20 protein-coding genes are annotated in these 17,584 nt (G+C 43.2%); 6 read left to right on the forward strand and 14 right to left on the reverse strand.

What is annotated here, in order from left to right; all coding sequences use genetic code 11:
• Position 1: 1 nt before the first annotated feature.
• The 7 genes from ACLVWP_RS10820 to ACLVWP_RS10850 all read right to left on the reverse strand — a co-directional run bounded on the left by ACLVWP_RS10820 (position 2) and on the right by ACLVWP_RS10850 (position 6,851).
• Positions 2-2,458, reverse strand: coding sequence for an acyl-CoA dehydrogenase (locus ACLVWP_RS10820; protein ID WP_413557260.1), 2,457 nt, complete (start codon positions 2,456-2,458; stop codon positions 2-4).
• Between the two features lie 547 nt (positions 2,459-3,005).
• A complete protein-coding gene (locus ACLVWP_RS10825) occupies positions 3,006-3,221 on the reverse strand; it encodes an acylneuraminate cytidylyltransferase (protein ID WP_413557261.1) in 216 nt (71 codons plus the stop codon).
• 123 nt (positions 3,222-3,344) lie between these two features.
• Complete coding sequence (gene mutM / locus ACLVWP_RS10830; protein ID WP_413557262.1) at positions 3,345-4,205, reverse strand: bifunctional DNA-formamidopyrimidine glycosylase/DNA-(apurinic or apyrimidinic site) lyase; 861 nt, start codon at positions 4,203-4,205, stop codon at positions 3,345-3,347.
• Positions 4,206-4,260: 55 nt separating this feature from the next.
• Complete coding sequence (locus ACLVWP_RS10835; RefSeq protein ID WP_413557263.1) at positions 4,261-4,770, reverse strand: hypothetical protein; 510 nt, start codon at positions 4,768-4,770, stop codon at positions 4,261-4,263.
• A 631-nt stretch (positions 4,771-5,401) separates the two neighbouring features.
• Positions 5,402-5,971 carry a hypothetical protein gene (locus ACLVWP_RS10840; protein ID WP_413557264.1) on the reverse strand — a complete coding sequence of 190 codons (570 nt, stop codon included), beginning with the start codon at positions 5,969-5,971 and terminating at the stop codon, positions 5,402-5,404.
• 2 nt (positions 5,972-5,973) lie between these two features.
• The gene (locus ACLVWP_RS10845) at positions 5,974-6,558 is read right to left on the reverse strand and encodes a hypothetical protein (RefSeq protein ID WP_413557265.1); all 585 of its coding nucleotides are present in this window, start codon (positions 6,556-6,558) and stop codon (positions 5,974-5,976) included.
• 71 nt (positions 6,559-6,629) lie between these two features.
• On the reverse strand, positions 6,630-6,851 hold the full coding sequence (locus tag ACLVWP_RS10850; RefSeq protein ID WP_413557266.1) for a hypothetical protein: 222 nt from the start codon (positions 6,849-6,851) through the stop codon (positions 6,630-6,632).
• Positions 6,852-7,003: 152 nt separating this feature from the next.
• Between ACLVWP_RS10850 and ACLVWP_RS10855 the strand changes: the two genes are divergently transcribed.
• Both ACLVWP_RS10855 and ACLVWP_RS10860 read left to right on the forward strand, forming a co-directional pair.
• A complete protein-coding gene (locus tag ACLVWP_RS10855) occupies positions 7,004-7,792 on the forward strand; it encodes an aminoglycoside 6-adenylyltransferase (RefSeq protein ID WP_413557267.1) in 789 nt (262 codons plus the stop codon).
• Between the two features lie 183 nt (positions 7,793-7,975).
• Positions 7,976-8,560 carry a hypothetical protein gene (locus ACLVWP_RS10860; protein WP_413557268.1) on the forward strand — a complete coding sequence of 195 codons (585 nt, stop codon included), beginning with the start codon at positions 7,976-7,978 and terminating at the stop codon, positions 8,558-8,560.
• A gap of 52 nt (positions 8,561-8,612) precedes the next feature.
• Here ACLVWP_RS10860 and ACLVWP_RS10865 read toward each other — a convergent pair whose 3' ends face one another.
• From ACLVWP_RS10865 to ACLVWP_RS10880, 4 genes are all read right to left on the reverse strand, one after another.
• The gene (locus ACLVWP_RS10865; protein ID WP_413557269.1) at positions 8,613-8,807 is read right to left on the reverse strand and encodes a hypothetical protein; all 195 of its coding nucleotides are present in this window, start codon (positions 8,805-8,807) and stop codon (positions 8,613-8,615) included.
• A 1-nt stretch (position 8,808) separates the two neighbouring features.
• Positions 8,809-9,282, reverse strand: coding sequence for a hypothetical protein (locus ACLVWP_RS10870; protein ID WP_413557270.1), 474 nt, complete (start codon positions 9,280-9,282; stop codon positions 8,809-8,811).
• 205 nt (positions 9,283-9,487) lie between these two features.
• A complete protein-coding gene (locus ACLVWP_RS10875; RefSeq protein WP_413557271.1) occupies positions 9,488-9,799 on the reverse strand; it encodes a hypothetical protein in 312 nt (103 codons plus the stop codon).
• A gap of 8 nt (positions 9,800-9,807) precedes the next feature.
• On the reverse strand, positions 9,808-10,206 hold the full coding sequence (locus ACLVWP_RS10880; protein WP_413557272.1) for a hypothetical protein: 399 nt from the start codon (positions 10,204-10,206) through the stop codon (positions 9,808-9,810).
• 251 nt (positions 10,207-10,457) lie between these two features.
• Here ACLVWP_RS10880 and ACLVWP_RS10885 point away from each other — a divergent pair, with 251 nt between their 5' ends.
• On the forward strand, positions 10,458-11,453 hold the full coding sequence (locus tag ACLVWP_RS10885) for a hypothetical protein (protein WP_413557273.1): 996 nt from the start codon (positions 10,458-10,460) through the stop codon (positions 11,451-11,453).
• Positions 11,454-11,455: 2 nt separating this feature from the next.
• Positions 11,456-12,340, forward strand: coding sequence for a hypothetical protein (locus tag ACLVWP_RS10890; protein ID WP_413557274.1), 885 nt, complete (start codon positions 11,456-11,458; stop codon positions 12,338-12,340).
• A gap of 94 nt (positions 12,341-12,434) precedes the next feature.
• Here ACLVWP_RS10890 and ACLVWP_RS10895 read toward each other — a convergent pair whose 3' ends face one another.
• Entirely contained in the window at positions 12,435-13,085 is a 651-nt protein-coding gene (locus ACLVWP_RS10895) for a hypothetical protein (protein WP_413557275.1), read from the reverse strand.
• 53 nt (positions 13,086-13,138) lie between these two features.
• Between ACLVWP_RS10895 and ACLVWP_RS10900 the strand changes: the two genes are divergently transcribed.
• Both ACLVWP_RS10900 and ACLVWP_RS10905 read left to right on the forward strand, forming a co-directional pair.
• On the forward strand, positions 13,139-13,630 hold the full coding sequence (locus tag ACLVWP_RS10900; protein ID WP_413557276.1) for a hypothetical protein: 492 nt from the start codon (positions 13,139-13,141) through the stop codon (positions 13,628-13,630).
• 134 nt (positions 13,631-13,764) lie between these two features.
• A complete protein-coding gene (locus tag ACLVWP_RS10905) occupies positions 13,765-14,181 on the forward strand; it encodes a hypothetical protein (protein ID WP_413557277.1) in 417 nt (138 codons plus the stop codon).
• A 212-nt stretch (positions 14,182-14,393) separates the two neighbouring features.
• On the opposite strand, the gene ACLVWP_RS10910 is transcribed toward ACLVWP_RS10905, so the two are convergent.
• Together ACLVWP_RS10910 and ACLVWP_RS10915 are read right to left on the reverse strand one after the other, a co-directional pair.
• The gene (locus ACLVWP_RS10910) at positions 14,394-16,622 is read right to left on the reverse strand and encodes a hypothetical protein (protein ID WP_413557278.1); all 2,229 of its coding nucleotides are present in this window, start codon (positions 16,620-16,622) and stop codon (positions 14,394-14,396) included.
• A gap of 191 nt (positions 16,623-16,813) precedes the next feature.
• The gene (locus tag ACLVWP_RS10915) at positions 16,814-17,542 is read right to left on the reverse strand and encodes a hypothetical protein (protein ID WP_413557279.1); all 729 of its coding nucleotides are present in this window, start codon (positions 17,540-17,542) and stop codon (positions 16,814-16,816) included.
• Positions 17,543-17,584: the final 42 nt, after the last annotated feature.

The following is a 17,584-nucleotide window of genomic DNA, read 5'->3' on the forward strand; positions in this document are numbered from 1 at the left end:
ACTAAGGGATTACTTTGTTAGCGTGGTATTGCTCTTCAGTGAACTCGTCCACCAAGATTGCATCGTAACGTACAGAATCAGCTTCTTTCACTAGAGTTGCCTCTTCAGAAGTGATTACGTTTTTAGACAATGCTTCGTCTACCAACAAGTTTGCTTTCTTCTTAGGAAGAAAGCCGTCACGGATCGCTTTTTTGATTTTCTTTTCAGCTGCTTCAGCTCTCAAAGAAACTGTGAAAGCGTAATCCAAACGACCGATTGCTTGATCGCGCTCTTTTGGAAGGTAAATACCTTGAGTCAAACGATCGCGCATACCGCCCTCTTTCATCATTTCAGAAGCGATAGCGTGTGTCCAACCGTCAGAAGCTTGTGAACCGATAGAGTTGATACGAGACCAAGCACCGATCCAACCTTTAAAGAACCAACGCATACCCGGGATCTTCAAGTTATCAAAGATACCATCGAAACCTTTTTGGATTTCAACCATGCACATTTTCAAGTTGTAGTGAGCGAATGCCAAGTCTTCTTCTTTACGGCCTTCTGCTTCGAAACGACGAAGGATCGCAGTTGCGATATACATGTGAGCCAAGATATCTGCGAAACGACCCGTGATTTTTTCTTTCATTTTCAAAGAACCACCCAATACACCCATTGCGATATCAGATAGCAATGCGAATGTAGCAGATGTCCAAGACATACGACGGAAATACACTTTCATTTCAGGATGGCAGTCTGGAGTAGAAGCCAAGTAACCACGAGAGCATGACAACAAGATCGCACGGCACGTGTTACGGATGATGTGACCGATGTGACCAAAGAATGCCGCATCAAAACCTTTTAGATCGTTAGCTTCGTATGCTTTTACTTCCGCGTAAGCGAAAGGATGGGCACGAAGAGCACCTTGACCGAATACGATCAACGTACGAGTCATGATATTTGCACCCTCAACCGTGATACCGATTGGAGTTGCGATATAGATCTCTGCCAATACGTTACGAGGTCCCATAGAGATACCCGCACCACCCATGATGTCCATCGCATCGATGATCACTTTACGGCCGATTTCAGTCGTATAGTATTTTTGCATCGCTGTGATAACGCCTGGTTTGATACCTTTATCAAGGGCACCTAGGCAATAACGTCTCATTGCTTCAAGTGTGTAAGCCGCAGCACCAATACGTGCTAGAGGTTCTTCAACACCTTCGAATTTACCGATAGAAACACCGAACTGACGACGAACTACTGCGTGAGCAGAAGTTACGCGAGTTGCAAGTTTTGCTCCGCCTGTTGCTTGAGCTGGAAGAGAGATACCACGGCCCGCAGCCAAGCACTCCATCAACATCATCCAACCTTTACCAGCATTCGCAACACCACCAACGATAGCTTCTTCAGCGTCTACAACAACGTCTTTACCGTGTGTTGGGCAGTTATAGAATGCAGTATTTAGTGGATCATGACGTTTACCAAGAACAACGCCTGGTGTGTTAGAAGGGATCAGACCGCAAGTGATACCAAGGTCCTCACCTTTACCCAAAAGATTTTCAGGGTCACGCAAACGGAACGCAAGACCGATCACAGAAGAGATCGCAGCCAAAGTGATCCAACGTTTATTCCAGTTCAATTTGATTTTGATTTTTCCATCTGGTCCTTTGAAAAGAACACCAGTAGAAACGATCGCGCCCGCATCAGAACCCGCATTAGGCTCTGTCAAACCGAAGCAAGGGATTTCCTTACCTTCAGCCAAACGAGGCAACCAGTGATTTTTCTGAGCATCAGTACCGTAGTGAGCAAGAAGTTCTGCAGGACCCAAAGAGTTTGGAACCATCACTTGAATCGCAACTGCGATCGAGCGAGAAGAAAGCTTCATGATAACTTCAGAGTGGCAAAGTGCCGAGAAGCCAAGACCACCGAACTCTTTCGGAACGATCATGCCCAAGAATTTTTCTTTCTTGATGAAGTCCCAAATTGGTTGAGGGATTTCTTTAGTTTTGTAGATCTCCCAGTGGTCGATCATTTTACAAAGTTGTTCAACCGGGCCTGTCATGAACGCTTTTTCTTCCGCAGTCAAATCTGGGTAAGGTTCGTTCATCAAATTTTGGAAGTTAGGTTTACCAGAGAAAAGATCTTTCTCTACCCACACCACACCCGCATCTAGAGCGGCTTTCTCTGTATCAGAGATCTTAGGAAGGAACTGGAACTTTTTGAAGATCGCGAACACACCCGACGTAATTAACGCCGTACGAATTGGCGGAATGTTGAAGACCACTGCCACAACAGCGAACAGAATCCACAACCACATAGGGGCCGCAAAACCCACCATGATAGCCGCTAACACGATCGTCCAAACGATCAAAGGACTTCCAAAGAAACCCACGAACAGAAGAAGTACAAGTGAGCCGACGGCCCATCCCCATGTACAACACTCTAAGAAATACCCATACAACGCGTTGATTGAATCCACGATGATTCTCCTTATTATTGCATTACCCCATTAATTACACTCCTAAATCCAACGGCAAGCAAGCGGGCTTTTCATAATGCCCAACAAATACGAGGGCTTAAGTACTGTCAAAACTAGAGTTCCACCCCTACTTTAAACAAAAAATCCTCCACCCCGTTTAGACAAAAACCCGGCAAAACCTGCCATTTTATGATTTCCAAAAGCGGGGCAAGGGGTGCAACCCCAACCGGGGGCAAGGGGCTGAAAGCCCCAACAGGAGCGGCGCTAAGTCGCCAAAGGCGACAGCCAGCCAGCAAAAAAGCGGCGCCGAAGGCCAGCCAGAAGAAACGTCAAAATAACACGAAGGCATCCCAGACAAGAGGGTCGATCAAAAAGGTCCAGGTCCAAGGCGGAGGGAGCGAACCGCAGCGCAGGCGTGCTCCAGGCACGTCGGAGCGAGGACCGCACCCGACAACGCAGGAGATGGGCCTTTTTCATCGACCCGTCTCGAAGGCAAAAAAAAAGCCACCTCTCGGTGGCTTTTTCTAACTCAACTAAGAGAAACTAATTACTTAGTTTCGCCAGCTGGAGCTGCTGGAGTAGCAGTTGCATCTGCTGCTGGAGCTGCAGTTGCGTCAGCTGCTGGAGCTGCTGTACCTTCTGCTGGAGCAGTAGTAGTAGTCTCAGTAGTAGTTGTTGTAGTTTCAGCTGGTTGGTTTTTAGAGCAAGTGAAACCAGTTGTGAAAGAAAGTGCTAGCAAAGCTGTGATAACGATAGCTTTCATTGTTGTGTCCCTTCGTAAATAAATTCCAGACTCACCGACATGGCTCATCTGATTTTTTTGTTAATCTCGACTAAGGACCAAGTTATACAAAACTATTATGCCTTAGCAACGAAATTTTAAAAATTATTTCTGGCAATGAGCGCACCAGAAAGTATTCCGACCGCCCATCACTTTCGATTTTATCTGTTGCTTGCACACAACACAGGGCAAACCCGCACGATCATACACTTTGAAAGTGTTTTGAAAGTAGCCGCTGTCGCCTGAAGTTTGGGCAAAATCACTAATGGAAGAGCCACCTTTTTCTATGCTTTCTAAAAGGATGCGACGGATCTCTTTTACGAGGAGATTTGCTCTCTCAAGAGAGAGTTTTTTCGCAGGCAAAGTCGGCTTAATTTTCGCCGCAAAAAGTGCCTCACTGGCGTAGATGTTCCCTACCCCCACAACCACTTTTTGATCCATGATAGCAACCTTCAATGCGACCTCTTTGTTACGCAAACTCTGCCACAAAGTTTCGCCCGAAAATTCAGCACTCAGTGGTTCGGGACCTAAGATCTTAAGCCTTGGGTGCGCCGCAACATCATCCGCCGCCACAAAGTCAAAAATCCCAAAGCGACGCGGGTCGCGATATGCGAGCCTCAACCCGCCTTTGAAGTGCAAATAGATATGATCATGCAACCGCTCATCACCCTTCGGCGCAACTCGCCACGTCCCCGTCATCCCCAAGTGCGACAGCATTCCCCCCTTGTCAGTCCACAAGAGAAGGTACTTCGCTCGGCGCTCCACACGCTTAACTTTTTGGCCAATAAGGGTTTTCAATTTTTTAAGAGGAATCGGATCGCGCAGATCCGGGCGTTTTAATTCGATATCAAGTAACGTCGGTTGTTTGATGAGGATTTGTTCTAATCCTTTTCGGACGACTTCGACTTCTGGTAATTCGGGCACACCAACCAACCTTGTGAATTTGATTGGTTGGGTTTTTAGCATTGGATTTACTGTAGAGGCAACTAAGTACTGAAATTGGGCTCAGATCACTTTCATATTAATCACAAGCCTCCTCGGACTTCATTTCACCATCTACGAAGAAATACCCGATGGTGCACCAATAGTTCTTATAAGAAACTTCGATGACCACTGAATCTTTATACTTGGCTACCACCTTAGGATCATCGGAAGAGAAGTACTTTCTCGTAGAGATTCCCTCGTCCCCTTTATTCTTAACTTTCATCGACATGTCGATTCTACCCTTCTTTAAAGGGTAATCTTTGAGTGGAATGCGTTTACGCAACTTCGAAGACGTCAAATAAACTTGTGACATATCTTTTTTGTCTTTGATTGATCGCCCAAAGACCATATTGATTCCATCGATGCTACCATCACCGTCTACATCTGCCTCCAGATATATATCCCGATCTTTTTTATCTATATGTGCGGCGAAATCATTTTTGGAAGCCGACTTTAAGCCTCCAAAAGTATAAATTATGGTGGCCTCGGAATTGGATGTGATGAGGAGAGAAAGAACCACTATAGTGAATCGAAAGTTTAGCTTCATACTTAAAGTTTAGCGAGAAGTTGCTCGCAAAAACAATACTATATTTATATTACCAATGACGCTGGAAGCCCCATAACGAGGGCACCCAGCATGGAAACTAACATATCACCAACTGATGGAGCCCCATGATCTGTCGGCAGCAATCTAGGTAATATCCAAAACAACCCGCTACAGAAGTCAAATATCAGAAGTCGCATCCATACCTTACTCATAAGTTCTACTTCCACATTTTCCGTTTCTTTTCCGGGGAGTACTTTTTATCGCATTGATTGCGTTTGCAAAGACCACTATAATCCTCAGAGGACGGTCCATCAAAACAATGACCAGGGTTTTCTTTCCATCGACGCATCTTAAATTCTGACTCAAACATTCGGTTTATTGATACTACGCTACACTCAAAAGTAAAAACTTCGCAGTCACGATCCGAATCACACTGCCTCCACTCGGAGCTTAATACTTTATCCTCGAGGGGTGGCCCACGTTTTTCTGATTCCGCTTTGATCTCCTCAAAGGTTTTCTCACGCCACTGCTTCCACTCTTCTTGCGTCAATGATCTTGATTGGGAATAGTAGTACGCCACTCCGCCACCACAAGCCGCCGTAATCGCAATTCCAATCAACCAAAACCGCATCTACTTAGCTTCCTTTTTGCCTTTGGTATTTAGCTTTTTAGCTTTTGGGGTACACTTGAAGTCCTCACATGTAGGATAGTAATCGACCACATCCTCATTTGAGCGACCTTTAAGACAACGAGGAACTCCGTAGACCCCTATAAGTTCGGTGTGTCTTTTGCGTGGCTTTACCGGCGAAGCAACCACCTTCCCACATGCATCTCTCCACACCATACAATCACTATCTTTTCTACACTCAACCCAGATTTCTGAATCAGTATTTTTCCTTACTGCGCGACAGCTATTTGCTACACACTTTGGCACATAATCTGACTCAGATCCCTCGGAACAGCCCAAACAGACAACAGGATCATTTTTTCGTCTTCTATATCGCTCAACATCGCCCTCAACAACGGCGGTAATATTGTGCATTCTATCCGTGATGACTCGGCAATCACTATCGAAATTACAACGCTTTCTTTCGACCTGCGATTCTCGACCAAATTTATTCACCCACTCAACTTTAGATTCCTCTGCATAAGCAAACACTGAAACGAGCGACAGGAGCAACACTAAGATGAAGGAAATCATACTTACTGATCCTCAAATAAATAGGTCATTCTTAATCCAACTACGCGCATCCCACCAGTTCCATCGTAAAATGGCTCTTTAGATAACAGCATAATGTCGGATCCAACTTGCATGAAAGCTGAAACATGTAGCTTCTGATTTACTCTGTAGGCGAAATCCATTTCGGCATAGGATTTTAATCCCCAGATTCCTTCTGTGGGATAATCATCATCACCGAGTTCGCTCGAAACAGATACCGGAATAGAGAATCTCAAAGTGGGAGTAAAATAAAACTGATCATTTATGTAAATTCCAAAACCGAAACTTGGATCTATGGATGCAACTTTGACATATCCTGTATCAGCGCCGGACTCTAATTCTAAAGATCTCACGCTGTAACTTAGACCTGCTGACAAAAACTCCATGAGAGGATTTACGATGGGCTCCCTGCCCACCACGCCGATTTCATATCCATAACTAGGTCTATGTTCGACATACTTGCGACTCTCCGCCCAATCATATGTAGCAGACCCAACGATCCCCTTTTGCACACAGCTAATGGAACCGAGAATAACAATGACCACAATAATCTTTAAAAACACACTCATATCTAAATCATACCTATAAACAAGTTATTGTCACTATTGTTTATATTCTTTAATCTGTTGCGAAATCCCGACTATTTTGAACGAGTAAACATGTAAAGACCAAACCCCATTAAAATCAGGATCGTCATCATGGCGATAAGCAGATCTTTTCCAATCGTGGAATCACATTCGACATTACCAGTTCCCATGAGGGGCGATACACATCCAGTGAAATACAAATCGACCAGATATGCAGCTGGGATTAGAACCGACAGAACAATCGCAACGACAAACTCTTTTCTTTCAGAATTCATAACAAATCCAACCGTTAATCAGTATGGGGCGCAAGTTCCGTATGGTATTATTGCGTGGTAAATATAGATTAGTCTATGGCAAGATAGAAATACAACCAAAAACAGGTCTTTCAATTCTTGCCTTCCCTAGCGGGGACTGATCCAATAGTCCAATGGATGAACTTCAAACATTCCTTAACAACACCATCGAAATTTTGAAAAAAGACGACCGTATTCTTGGTATTGCTGTGGCTGGCTCATGGATTACAAAGAATACGGATCGATTCTCCGATTTGGATCTGGTCATCGTTTGCGAAGACACATCATATGATTCAATGTTAGCCACTAGAGAGCTCATCGCAAAAAGTCTTGGAGACTTTCTCGTAGGGTTTACTGGCGAACACGTGGGTGAGCCGCGCCTGCTTATCGCATTATACGACAACCCGATTTTGCATGTGGATTTGAAGTTTATCAAACTCGCAGATCTAGAAGCCCGCATTGAAGATCCCGTTATCGCCTGGGAGCGAAGTGGCTTACTCACAGCCCAAATGTCAAAATCATCTGCGAAGCACCCAATGCCAAACCTTCAATGGATTGAAGATCGCTTTTGGGTTTGGATCCACTATGGGGCGACAAAGCTTGGCCGTGGTGAGCTTTTCCAGGTTATTGACCTATTGACTTTCTTACGCACCGAAACTCTTGGCTCACTCTCATTGGTGAAGCATGGAAATCTTCCCCGAGGGTCACGCCGACTTGAGTTTCTGGCAAAAGAAGATTTAGAAGATTTCAAAAAGACAGTTCCGGCCTATGACAAACAATCATGCGCAATGGCTCTAGAAGCTTCGATAAACCTCTACAGAAAACTCCGAGATCAGATGGATGACGGAAAACTGCTTAGACGCGACAGGGCTGAGTTCGCTTCTACGAAGTACTTAAAGGATGTTTTAGCAGAAAAGATCTAAAACGATCTAACTTTTAAGGCTTCGGCATCGCCCCTCTATCTGTCGATCCTTCGTCGTGAATTCTACGACGGCGCCACTCACAAAGTTTTTTGAGTCAAATACCGATTAATTACCGAGATCACTACAACACTTTATTTAGCTAATTTGTGTGAGTTTCGAATTTCTGTATGTTTAAAATAGATCATGGATAAACTTCTTCTTACCTTAATATTGCTTGCAGCTTCATCGAATACTCATGCACAAGTCCCGGTGGAGCTTATTAGCAACTATCAAACCAAAGTGCCAAACTGTAAGTTTGTCGGGAAATACTTAATCAGAGTTGCAAATAATGAAGGTATGTACGAAGTGGATTTTCATACTTCACGTAAGCAAGATATCTCGCCCGCGTCTTGTCACGACAACAAGTATGAAAAGGCCCTCTATAAGCTTAAAACCAGAGGAATACCCTACTTAGATTTATCGACAGACCTAGCTATGACGGTTTCCTCGTGGAAAACCACAGAAACCCAATTAAATATTTACGACATAAATCAGAAAAAAGAGATTTTTGAAAAGAAAGCATTCGCACACGAGTTTAAATCCAACTCAACGATTTACTTATGGATCGAAGACGAAAAGAAAATTTGTACCGAAGAAGAAAAAGCGGTAGCCAAAGGTACTGGAAATGAAACCTTTAATCTCAGAAAATATATTTTAAATACAAAAACACTCAAGATTCAAAAGACAGATACTCTTAAATGCGAAGCTATTATGTCAATCATGTCTTAAATATTAATACTCAAAAGGCTAATCTGGAAAAATCGCTCTATTTTCTCCAAACCTAACTCTTACTCGTTGCACACAATCCCGTCAAAACCCAAATCAAATAGGAAACTGCTAAAAGCACAACACCGTCGATCACAAGAAAATAGTCAGCACCAATCCACGGCGAAAGATGAACAGCAACAAAGCTACTCGCCATCATCGAGACCGGAATAAACGCGATCACAACCAAATATCTAGTAGTGGTTTTCATTCTACTTAAACACCTTAGATTCAATAAAATAGTTACCGATGATGAGCTTTCCGTCTTCCTCTCCTGTTGCGAGAGTCACTTTAGCGGCTGGATCGTTTGCATATTGAACTGTGAAGGCTATGGTCGTTACGGTGCCGTTTCTGGAAGGAAATCTCAAGCCAACAGAGCTTACTCGTTTATAGCTGCTTGGAATAATCTGTGAACTCACTCTTCGCCCCAAAGACTCACTTTGCTCTTTCATATGAGCAACAAATTGAGGATCTTGAAGGAACTTCTTAGTTTCCTCACTAAACACTTCATCACACTTTGTAGCATCGCCAGAAAGACAAGCCTGAAAGCCTTCCTCTAAACTAACAAACGAGGGAACCTTCTGCTCATAACCAATTCCCTCATTCTGCAAATATCTGAACATAAAGAATGAAAGCACCCCAAGAAATGCCACCGCAGAAACAAAACCAATCACCGCAATTTTCAAATACCTAACAGAGTTTTTCATTTCGCTACCACGTTACTATCGTCGACGACGGACTCGACAGTTTTATTTGAGGAATCTTTAGAGCAAACATAGGTCACCCCGCCGATCCCAAGCAGAAGTGCCAAGCCAAGCTCAACAGTAAACTCCAATAAGAAGTCCAAAAAACGATTCCCAGTTAATGGCTTTTCTTTCTTCCTCTTCCAAGTCATTTAGAAACCTGCTTTGTCTGACAAACCCGATTCACACAAACCGCCTTGTAAGTAGCTTTAGTTTTCTGAACGTGGGCATAGTAAGAAACCTGTGGGCAGGAACTCTTTTTAGAGTTCTCAAGAATCCGCTTTTCCGCCGTGGCCTTAAGTTCCTTATTCACAGCCTCTTTCCCCTCACAAGGATGCGAAACCAAGACACAATCCATATCCACCCGGCAAGACATCTCCCCCAGCGTAGGTTCCGCTAAAGCCCAACTAACCTTCACCGACGTGGGCGCACTTAAAAGCACTGCGAGTATTGAAGCCATAAGAAATCTCATAAGTGACCTTTGTCTGCTCTTGAAACTCGTAGTCGTCCAATAAACAGTAAAATCAACTGAATGACATAGGTCCCAAAAATTGTCGGAACTAAAAGGTACAAAACGCGCATCGGAAATTCCTCATCAAAGCGCCCCTTGGGAAAATCAAATATAAACAAGGATAGAACGAATGAAATGAATTGAGAGGCCGACACAACCACAACATTAGACAAAGCCTCACGGTGGCTAGACGGCTTAAGCTTGATCGCGCAATAAATAACGAACGCGAATACATAAGAGCCAACAACCATCCAAACCCGAGAATGAAAAGGCTCAAGAATCGCCGATCCCACAAAGTAAAACGACAGGATCATCAAACAAAAGAGAACTAGAAAGACCTCCATCAGCTTTATCATGTGTTATGTTATCGTCATCAAACTAGACCAACTTTATCTCTTATGTTGCAGTAAAGAATTCTTACCCAAACATAAAGCAGCCGTCTCACAAATATACATTAACCTGTGTTTGTTTTATTCCGAAAGGATTAACATGACTAAGATTAAAATCACCCTAAGCGCCATATTCCTTTTCAGCGCCATCGGATGCTGGGAAAGCAAGGATTGCTTCACTAAAAAGAAAACCAAGAAAGTTGTGAGTAAATAAGTAAATGAGCAATAAATGTCCGTTCTGTAAAGAAAAAGCACGCGTCGAAACCCACATGAGTTTTCAAAACCTTCACTCGGTTTTATGTGAAATCTGTGGCGCATATGCGATCAATGACAACCTACTTTTTATACTGAATAAACAGAAATTGAATCCCAGCCTACTCAACTGCGTGAAAGAGAATATTCAAACGAACCACAAAACAAAAATCAACACAGCCTGGCTTTCAGATTCTACATCAGATGAAACTGACCTAACGAAATTCATGAGCATAAAACATTTCGACTTCTTTTATTCATTGCCCATTGAACATTCAAATAAACTCACTGACATCCTCATACTAATCAGCGAAAAAACAAAACATCAACACCCATTTCAAAGCGTGGAATTCACTATTAAAGATCTATATCAATTGAAAATTGTTGATGCGCAAGAGTTCGCATACTGGATTGAGATGCTCAAGAATTCTGAACTTGTGGATATCCCTGGCTATATTGGTATGGCACTCAGAGATATGTCACCCCAGCTAACACCAAAAGGATGGCTTGAACTTGACAGAATTAGAAACGAATCCGGACTAAACTCCAAAAAAGCATTCATTGCGATGCAGTTCAATTGGGGCGATGAACTCGCTGCGACGAAGAATGCTTACATTGAAACAGTAAAAGAAGCATGCTTGGACTGCGGGTATGAAGCAAATATCGTCACAGAACATCACACGGGTCACATAGTCGATAGAATTATAGCTGAGATCAAAGAAGCAAAATTCATCATCGCCGACTTTACATTCAATAACCGTGGTGCCTATTTTGAAGCAGGATATGCTCGAGCACTCGGAAAGCATGTAATCCACACTGTCATGGACGGCCATACGGATGGAGACGATAAAGAAGGCAAGAAGCTCCACTTCGATATTCAACAAATCAACTACATAAAGTGGTCTGATCCGAAAGAACTGAGAGAGCGAATCCGTGATCGAATCAAAGCGGTAATTGAATAAAAATGGTGATCACAGATTTCCTAATCGACAATTCAGCGCTAAATGAGGTTCTGAAAAATCAGGACCTTACGAAGAAGGCTCTTGAGGCAATTCAAAAGTCTCCGTCTCGTTTGTTCATTAGTATTGACTCATTTACCGAAGGCATCTCTGGCACGGAGTTAGACAGTATTATCAATCGCACAAAAAACTTACACTGGCTCCTGGAAAACTCAAATCGAGCACAGATCGTTATGACAAAACCGATTGGCAACTGGCTTCAAAAGGAATTACGCAACCACGGTCGCTTTGAGAATGTGCCACTTCTTTACACAGAACAACGCTGGCCGTCTTTTGTAAAGTCACTCAACGACCCCGAATACTTTCGCTATATTTATGAGAAATCAAAAGAGGATCGCGACCTTATTGCATCGAGAACTGAGGCACTTAAGGAAAATGACCGCAACTTCAGAGTTGCTGCAAAAGCTACCCTATCTCAAAAAGAAGTCCGCGAAGATATTGAGAATATCAACCTTACGCCACCAGCCCACAAACTAGATTCATTTCGTAAAATCTTTAAACTATCTAACAAGGAAATCAAAAGGATACTGTTCACACAAGATCGAACAAAGTATCGAATTCACCGAACGTATTTCATGCTCTTCTATTTAAGAATGCTTGGAAATGCATATTCAAAGTTCAGCGGCACTGATGACATCTCATTCCTAAATCGTCTTGTGAACGGAAACTGGTACGATCTAGCAATTATGGTCCAGGCTTCACAATTCAACTACTTTGTTACAAACGACAAAGACCAAAGAGCAATGTGTAACTTCCTTCATAAGAAGGGTTTAATCAGAGCTCAGGGTATTACTTTAGATGAGTTTTTCGAGAAAATTACTCTGGCGTAGATAAGCGGTTGGCGATGTCCTTTGGACATGGAGGCCGGGCTCACATAGTTTTATGCTCGGACAGGTCCTGTACCGATCCGACATGCCCCGAGCTTCATTTTTTAATCTCGGCTTTAGGTATCAGAGAAATCAGCTTTTCTTTGTTACCGATTTCCCATTTATCGTTTTTGTGAAAATCCAAAGCCTTAAAAGCTTGAACGTAGCTTACCCAGCTTGGTTCAAAGTCAATTCTCCAGCCAAATTCTGTTCTCTCTAAACGAAATTCGACCAGACGTTTCGTCTCTTCGGGTTTAAAGACAACACCCAAACCAGAGCTAGTAACATTCCCAAGAACATCATACTCAACAGCTATTATTGCCTTGCTCTCGTGAGCATCTTCACTCACGATCCTCGATCCCACAATCGCCCAGAAGTTATCAGGGCCTCCCTGCCGAACCGGACAAATTGAATAGTTGTCGAATGAATCGGTGCTGTCAGACTTCCCAAGCATATTACCTTCACCATCATAGCTCAGAAACCTCTGAACTATCTCGCGGGGCGATCCATCGAATTTCTTACTTACGAACTCACACTCTGGATTCGTGTAATGAGCGTTAAAATCCCGTGGTATTTCAACTTCGGGCTCAGGCTCCACATCGCCAATGAAGTACTGTCCAATCAGGACTACGGACAAAATGAATAGAAGAGTGAGGACCACTTTATGGCTCATAAGATAAGAGTACCCGGGCTTTATAAGATTCTTCAATAATAAATTGTATTTTGTTTTCTTCCGGCTCAATTCCGGTTTAGAATTTTCTAATGAATCGCCTGAAAACCCTCTTAAATTGGATAACAAACCACCGGGAGTTGATCCTTCGGTACAATTTATTGATTGGCGTTGTAAATCAAGTCATCTGGGCCACTATTTTCTACGGAAATCTTGAAGAACGAATTGGCTTTAACGGCGATACGACTTCATACTCCCTACTTATCGTGACTGCTATCTGCATTTTTACCGAATTAATCCTTTGCGATCGCATCTTAAGAGCAAATAAACGAATTCTGCTAATTCTCTCGCCCGTAGTGCTACCAACCTTCGTAGTTCTTTGTGGCATATGGATTCTGGGAGTTCTCATCAAAAAAAGCATCAACTGGGTGCAACTAACAACACTACTTGAAACGACATTTACGCTTCTAGGCACGGTGTTGTATGTCACGACTCCCCTCGTAGTAATTGGCATAGCACTTCGACTCATTATTTATTCACGTTTTATAAAGAGCAAGTTTATGAGACCAGAGGATCCAACATGACTAGAATCCTACCCCTAATTTTCGCCCTATCTTTTTCTTCTGCATCGATTGCAAAAGATGCAGTCAAAAAGAAAGCGAAACCCAAGAGGGAGGACCTTGTCACCTTTCTTGGATTTGAGATGGGATACGGGACCTTGGAAAATGTAGTTTTTCAATTAGACACAGGCGAAGTCAGAGTTATCAGTGATACCTATCAGAATCTCTGCTACTTAGGCACCGACGATACCATTTTTACTTTCGAGTCGTCCGCTGATAGTAAAACATCGGGTCAACTTACGGGTGTCGTCGCTGAACACAAAGATCCTAACAAGCAGTACTTTGGCTGCACTAAGCTAAATAAACTTAATAAGAAGTTTTCATTCAGCAACGGTCTAAACCTATCAAGCACAGAAAAAGAAGTCTCAGCGATACTCACTGATAAAATGATCGAAAACGGCACTACTCACTACAGGAACTTCCTTGGAAAAGATGGAACACTTCACATGAAGGTAGAAATCCACAAAGGGAAAGTGAAATCCATCCGCTTAAACAAAGAAAATTTCGATATCTAATAGGGTTACAGCATGACTAAAGCCATACTACTTGTCTTCGCTCTATCTTTCTCTTCTGCATCGATTGCAAAAGAAGTAGCGAAAAAGAAAGCGAAACCCCAAAAAGGAAATAGTCATTACTTTTATGGGTTACGAAATGAATACACCTCATGGCCCCCCACCCAATCCCTGGCGCATCTGTGGGTGGGGGCAACGGGCTAACTTACTAAAGACTATTTGTCATTGCTACAGCTAACTGACTTCGTGTAGCTGTATTTGTTGCTACTGTAAGTGACTGGTGAATTATATCTGGTGATATAGCACTGATCTGATCCGCTGAACGTATTGCTAGATAAATTAACGTCGCTCGCATTGATCAATCTCACCTGCATATTCTTCATAATATTATTCGTGAAGGTCAGATCCCCGCCGCTACCGTCTGTCGCAATTTGCGTTGCAGAAGGACCCGAACCGTTAATTGTATTATGATCCAACACAAGCACAGAAGATCCACCGTAAGTTACGCCTGCGGTACCATTAATTACGTTGTTTCTAAGAACGATGTTCTTAAAAGCCCCATAAGTGCGGAAAGCATAACCCTCCACAGTAATGGTATTGCCCCAAATGTAGGTGTTACTTTTATGAACTACGATACCGTTGTTCTGACCGACAATTTTGTTACCAGAAATCAAGTTATCGCCGTTGACATAGTCATTACCATATCGAGTGATCGCTATACCTGCGGCATAATCCGTGAACCCCGCCTGAGGTGAACTTCCCACACCTTTGTCATCAACTTGGTTGTTAATGATTTTAATTTTCGGACTTCCAATATCCGTGTGCAAGATACCTATGTAGCATCCATACACCACGTTTTGAGTGGCCTCCATTGACACTCCATTTTCTGACTTAATTCCCATCGTGAAACCTTGAACGGAGTTATTAAAAAATTTAACACTGGTATATTTCACGCTATCAGCCACACCTGGAGGCATGTGAATCTCACCTTGCGCGGGAGTAAATCCAGGACGATACTCTGCTCGCAAGCCGATGCCCCCACTCAATGTGCCGTAATAATCTTTACCCGAATCATAGGCGTATCCTCGACAGCGAGAGTTGCCCGCATCATCAGTATAAGCATTACTTCCAGTACAATATTTGCTTTGCGCGTTGTGCTTTACGTATTGACGATAGTTTTTGACCGAATTCGTACTGACATTGGCATTTACGCTCGAGTAAACAAGGATGGCATCCCCCGTAGTATCTTTACCTGCTGGATCGCCACCACCCACGTTAACAAGGTGATTGTTATCGATCGTAAGGCCGTTCGTGGATCTCACAGAAATACCGCGACCAAAAATGCTATGAACATCTAGATTTCTTATCACTACATTTCTGGCGAAGTTGATATAGATACCACTAAATACCCCCAACACCATTGGCTTTGGAGCTGTCTTATAAAGTTCTCCGTCACTTTCGCCGCCTAAGTTCGACTGCAACATGTAACTTAAAGTAAAATCTTGCAAAGTGATTCCGTTGATATAAAGGCCCGCATTGTTTCTATTATCACTGCCCATATCAACACCAAACTCAATCAATGGGTCTTCATAAGTAACCCAAGTAGATGTTGATGAGTCCCAAGGAAGTTTATCAGCGAAATAAAGAGCCGACGCGGCCGAGTCACCGCTCGCTCCTTTCATCACAAAATTCTTAATTCCTTGTGCTGCCGTAGCCTTGTATGCAAGACGTCGCGAGATATAGCTATTCCCTGCCGGAAACTGCAATGTTCCGCCGTTGTTTTTTATAACGACGCCAATAGCTGCATTTATTGCCGCATAGTCGTCATTACCCCACACAGCATCTGTTCCATAGGTAACATCAACATTCGTTGCGTTGGTGCTAGCTGCTGCAGCTAAGGTTATCGAGTCAGGTTTTTGGATTGAACTGATTTTTGTTCGCAATGCCGCGCCTCCAGCACCCGCACCGCTAACCCAAATATTCTTTCCCGCATCCGCATAGGTAAAGAATAAATTATCCGTGCTATTGGGAAGCACTAAGGTTGCACTTCCAGCAACCATTTTTCCTTTGCCCGTCATCAATCTCGGCGATGTTGTCGCCGCAACCGTACTGAGGGTCACATGTTGAGAGTTCACATATGCCTTGATAGTTGTCGTCAGTGTTCTGCCATTTGGACCAGCACCCACAATGCCTATAGTTTTTCCTACGTCATCTTTTGTAAAAGGACCTTCTCCGCGAACATACAGTTCTGCAGAATCTCTTGTGATGTAGACATTCCCTGATTTTTTAGCGTCGAAATACACCGCGATACTACCGGTACTTCCGTTGGCCAAAGTCAGTGAAATTTTTCGAGTTGGCGATGCAGCTGATGCGTTGTGAAGCGAGGCAAGTATGCCTATTAAGCTCGCGCTTAGTCCAAACATAACAGACTTTAAATTAATCATAGCACTCTCCTACGTCTTAACTACTTATCGACGCAGCTTTCTAGGTGCTTAAGACAAAAGCCAGAAGAGAGAAGAGAGCAAACAATTAAACTTCACTGTCACTATTCATTTATATTGATTAGAAATAGATTCATTCGCTCTCTGATCTCGAAGGGATAAAATTCGACTCCAATGAACGACGACCATTTGTTTTAACACCCACGACAGTAAGCCGGCCACGCCAGCAGATGCCCGTCTTTGTCGTAGAGATTTGACACTGGCATTTTTAATTCTTTCAACTGTTCGGACGGGATTTCTTTAGTCTCATCACCGCAGTTCATATCGTTTGCATTTTCCATTCGATAAACAACTTCACTTCCGGAAAACTTCGAAGGTACGATATTCCCGATCGACACTTGGTAAATACTGCCTACCTGTAGCTCACTCGGAGCCGGAACGATGTCGTGCTCTCCCTTGGCTGGCCAGTCTTTTTTAATATTGATCCATACGGGCTTAGCAAAAGGTCGCTTCGGTAATTGGATCCAATCTCCCTTTACCTCACTTACCGTGAATTCAAAATAACAAGAATAGCCCCAGTCAGTTCCTTTGGAATCACTGTCGAACTTAACAGGAGACTTTTTATATTCCACCCACTCAGCCTTCATGCCTTTACCGGGAGTTCCGATAACGTGGATCTCTCCCAATCGAACAGAACCTGCCTCAGGTTTTTCATAAACACTTAGCTTCCAAGTTTTTGGAGCAAGATTGTCTTTGCGACACTTCTCGATGTCCTTTGTGCCTTTGGGACACAAAACCTCGATTTGATTTTCGTTTTCTAAGTTATTGCCTGGCGGAACAAGGCTAATGAATTGCGGAGGATTTCGGTTAGCGAATGCTGATGTCGTAAAAAGAGTGCAAAAAACCAATATATACTTATTCATGTGAATAGCATAATAGGTTTTGCACCCTCCTGTCCAAATAAA

This window comes from Bdellovibrio sp. HCB209 (genome assembly GCF_047306065.1).
Lineage (GTDB): Bacteria > Bdellovibrionota > Bdellovibrionia > Bdellovibrionales > Bdellovibrionaceae > Bdellovibrio.

Coding starts and splice junctions, on each gene's coding strand:
- ACLVWP_RS10840 (WP_413557264.1), bottom strand. CDS start 5,971: ATGATTTCCTTCATCTTAGTGTTGCTCCTGTCGCTCGTTTCAGTGTTT.
- ACLVWP_RS10835 (WP_413557263.1), bottom strand. CDS start 4,770: ATGAAGCTAAACTTTCGATTCACTATAGTGGTTCTTTCTCTCCTCATC.
- ACLVWP_RS10850 (WP_413557266.1), bottom strand. CDS start 6,851: ATGAATTCTGAAAGAAAAGAGTTTGTCGTTGCGATTGTTCTGTCGGTT.
- ACLVWP_RS10845 (WP_413557265.1), bottom strand. CDS start 6,558: ATGAGTGTGTTTTTAAAGATTATTGTGGTCATTGTTATTCTCGGTTCC.
- ACLVWP_RS10885 (WP_413557273.1), top strand. CDS start 10,458: ATGAGCAATAAATGTCCGTTCTGTAAAGAAAAAGCACGCGTCGAAACC.
- ACLVWP_RS10860 (WP_413557268.1), top strand. CDS start 7,976: ATGGATAAACTTCTTCTTACCTTAATATTGCTTGCAGCTTCATCGAAT.
- ACLVWP_RS10915 (WP_413557279.1), bottom strand. CDS start 17,542: ATGAATAAGTATATATTGGTTTTTTGCACTCTTTTTACGACATCAGCA.
- mutM (WP_413557262.1), bottom strand. CDS start 4,205: ATGCTAAAAACCCAACCAATCAAATTCACAAGGTTGGTTGGTGTGCCC.
- ACLVWP_RS10910 (WP_413557278.1), bottom strand. CDS start 16,622: ATGATTAATTTAAAGTCTGTTATGTTTGGACTAAGCGCGAGCTTAATA.
- ACLVWP_RS10875 (WP_413557271.1), bottom strand. CDS start 9,799: ATGGCTTCAATACTCGCAGTGCTTTTAAGTGCGCCCACGTCGGTGAAG.
- ACLVWP_RS10855 (WP_413557267.1), top strand. CDS start 7,004: ATGGATGAACTTCAAACATTCCTTAACAACACCATCGAAATTTTGAAA.
- ACLVWP_RS10865 (WP_413557269.1), bottom strand. CDS start 8,807: ATGAAAACCACTACTAGATATTTGGTTGTGATCGCGTTTATTCCGGTC.
- ACLVWP_RS10880 (WP_413557272.1), bottom strand. CDS start 10,206: ATGATAAAGCTGATGGAGGTCTTTCTAGTTCTCTTTTGTTTGATGATC.
- ACLVWP_RS10890 (WP_413557274.1), top strand. CDS start 11,456: ATGGTGATCACAGATTTCCTAATCGACAATTCAGCGCTAAATGAGGTT.
- ACLVWP_RS10825 (WP_413557261.1), bottom strand. CDS start 3,221: ATGAAAGCTATCGTTATCACAGCTTTGCTAGCACTTTCTTTCACAACT.
- ACLVWP_RS10900 (WP_413557276.1), top strand. CDS start 13,139: ATGAATCGCCTGAAAACCCTCTTAAATTGGATAACAAACCACCGGGAG.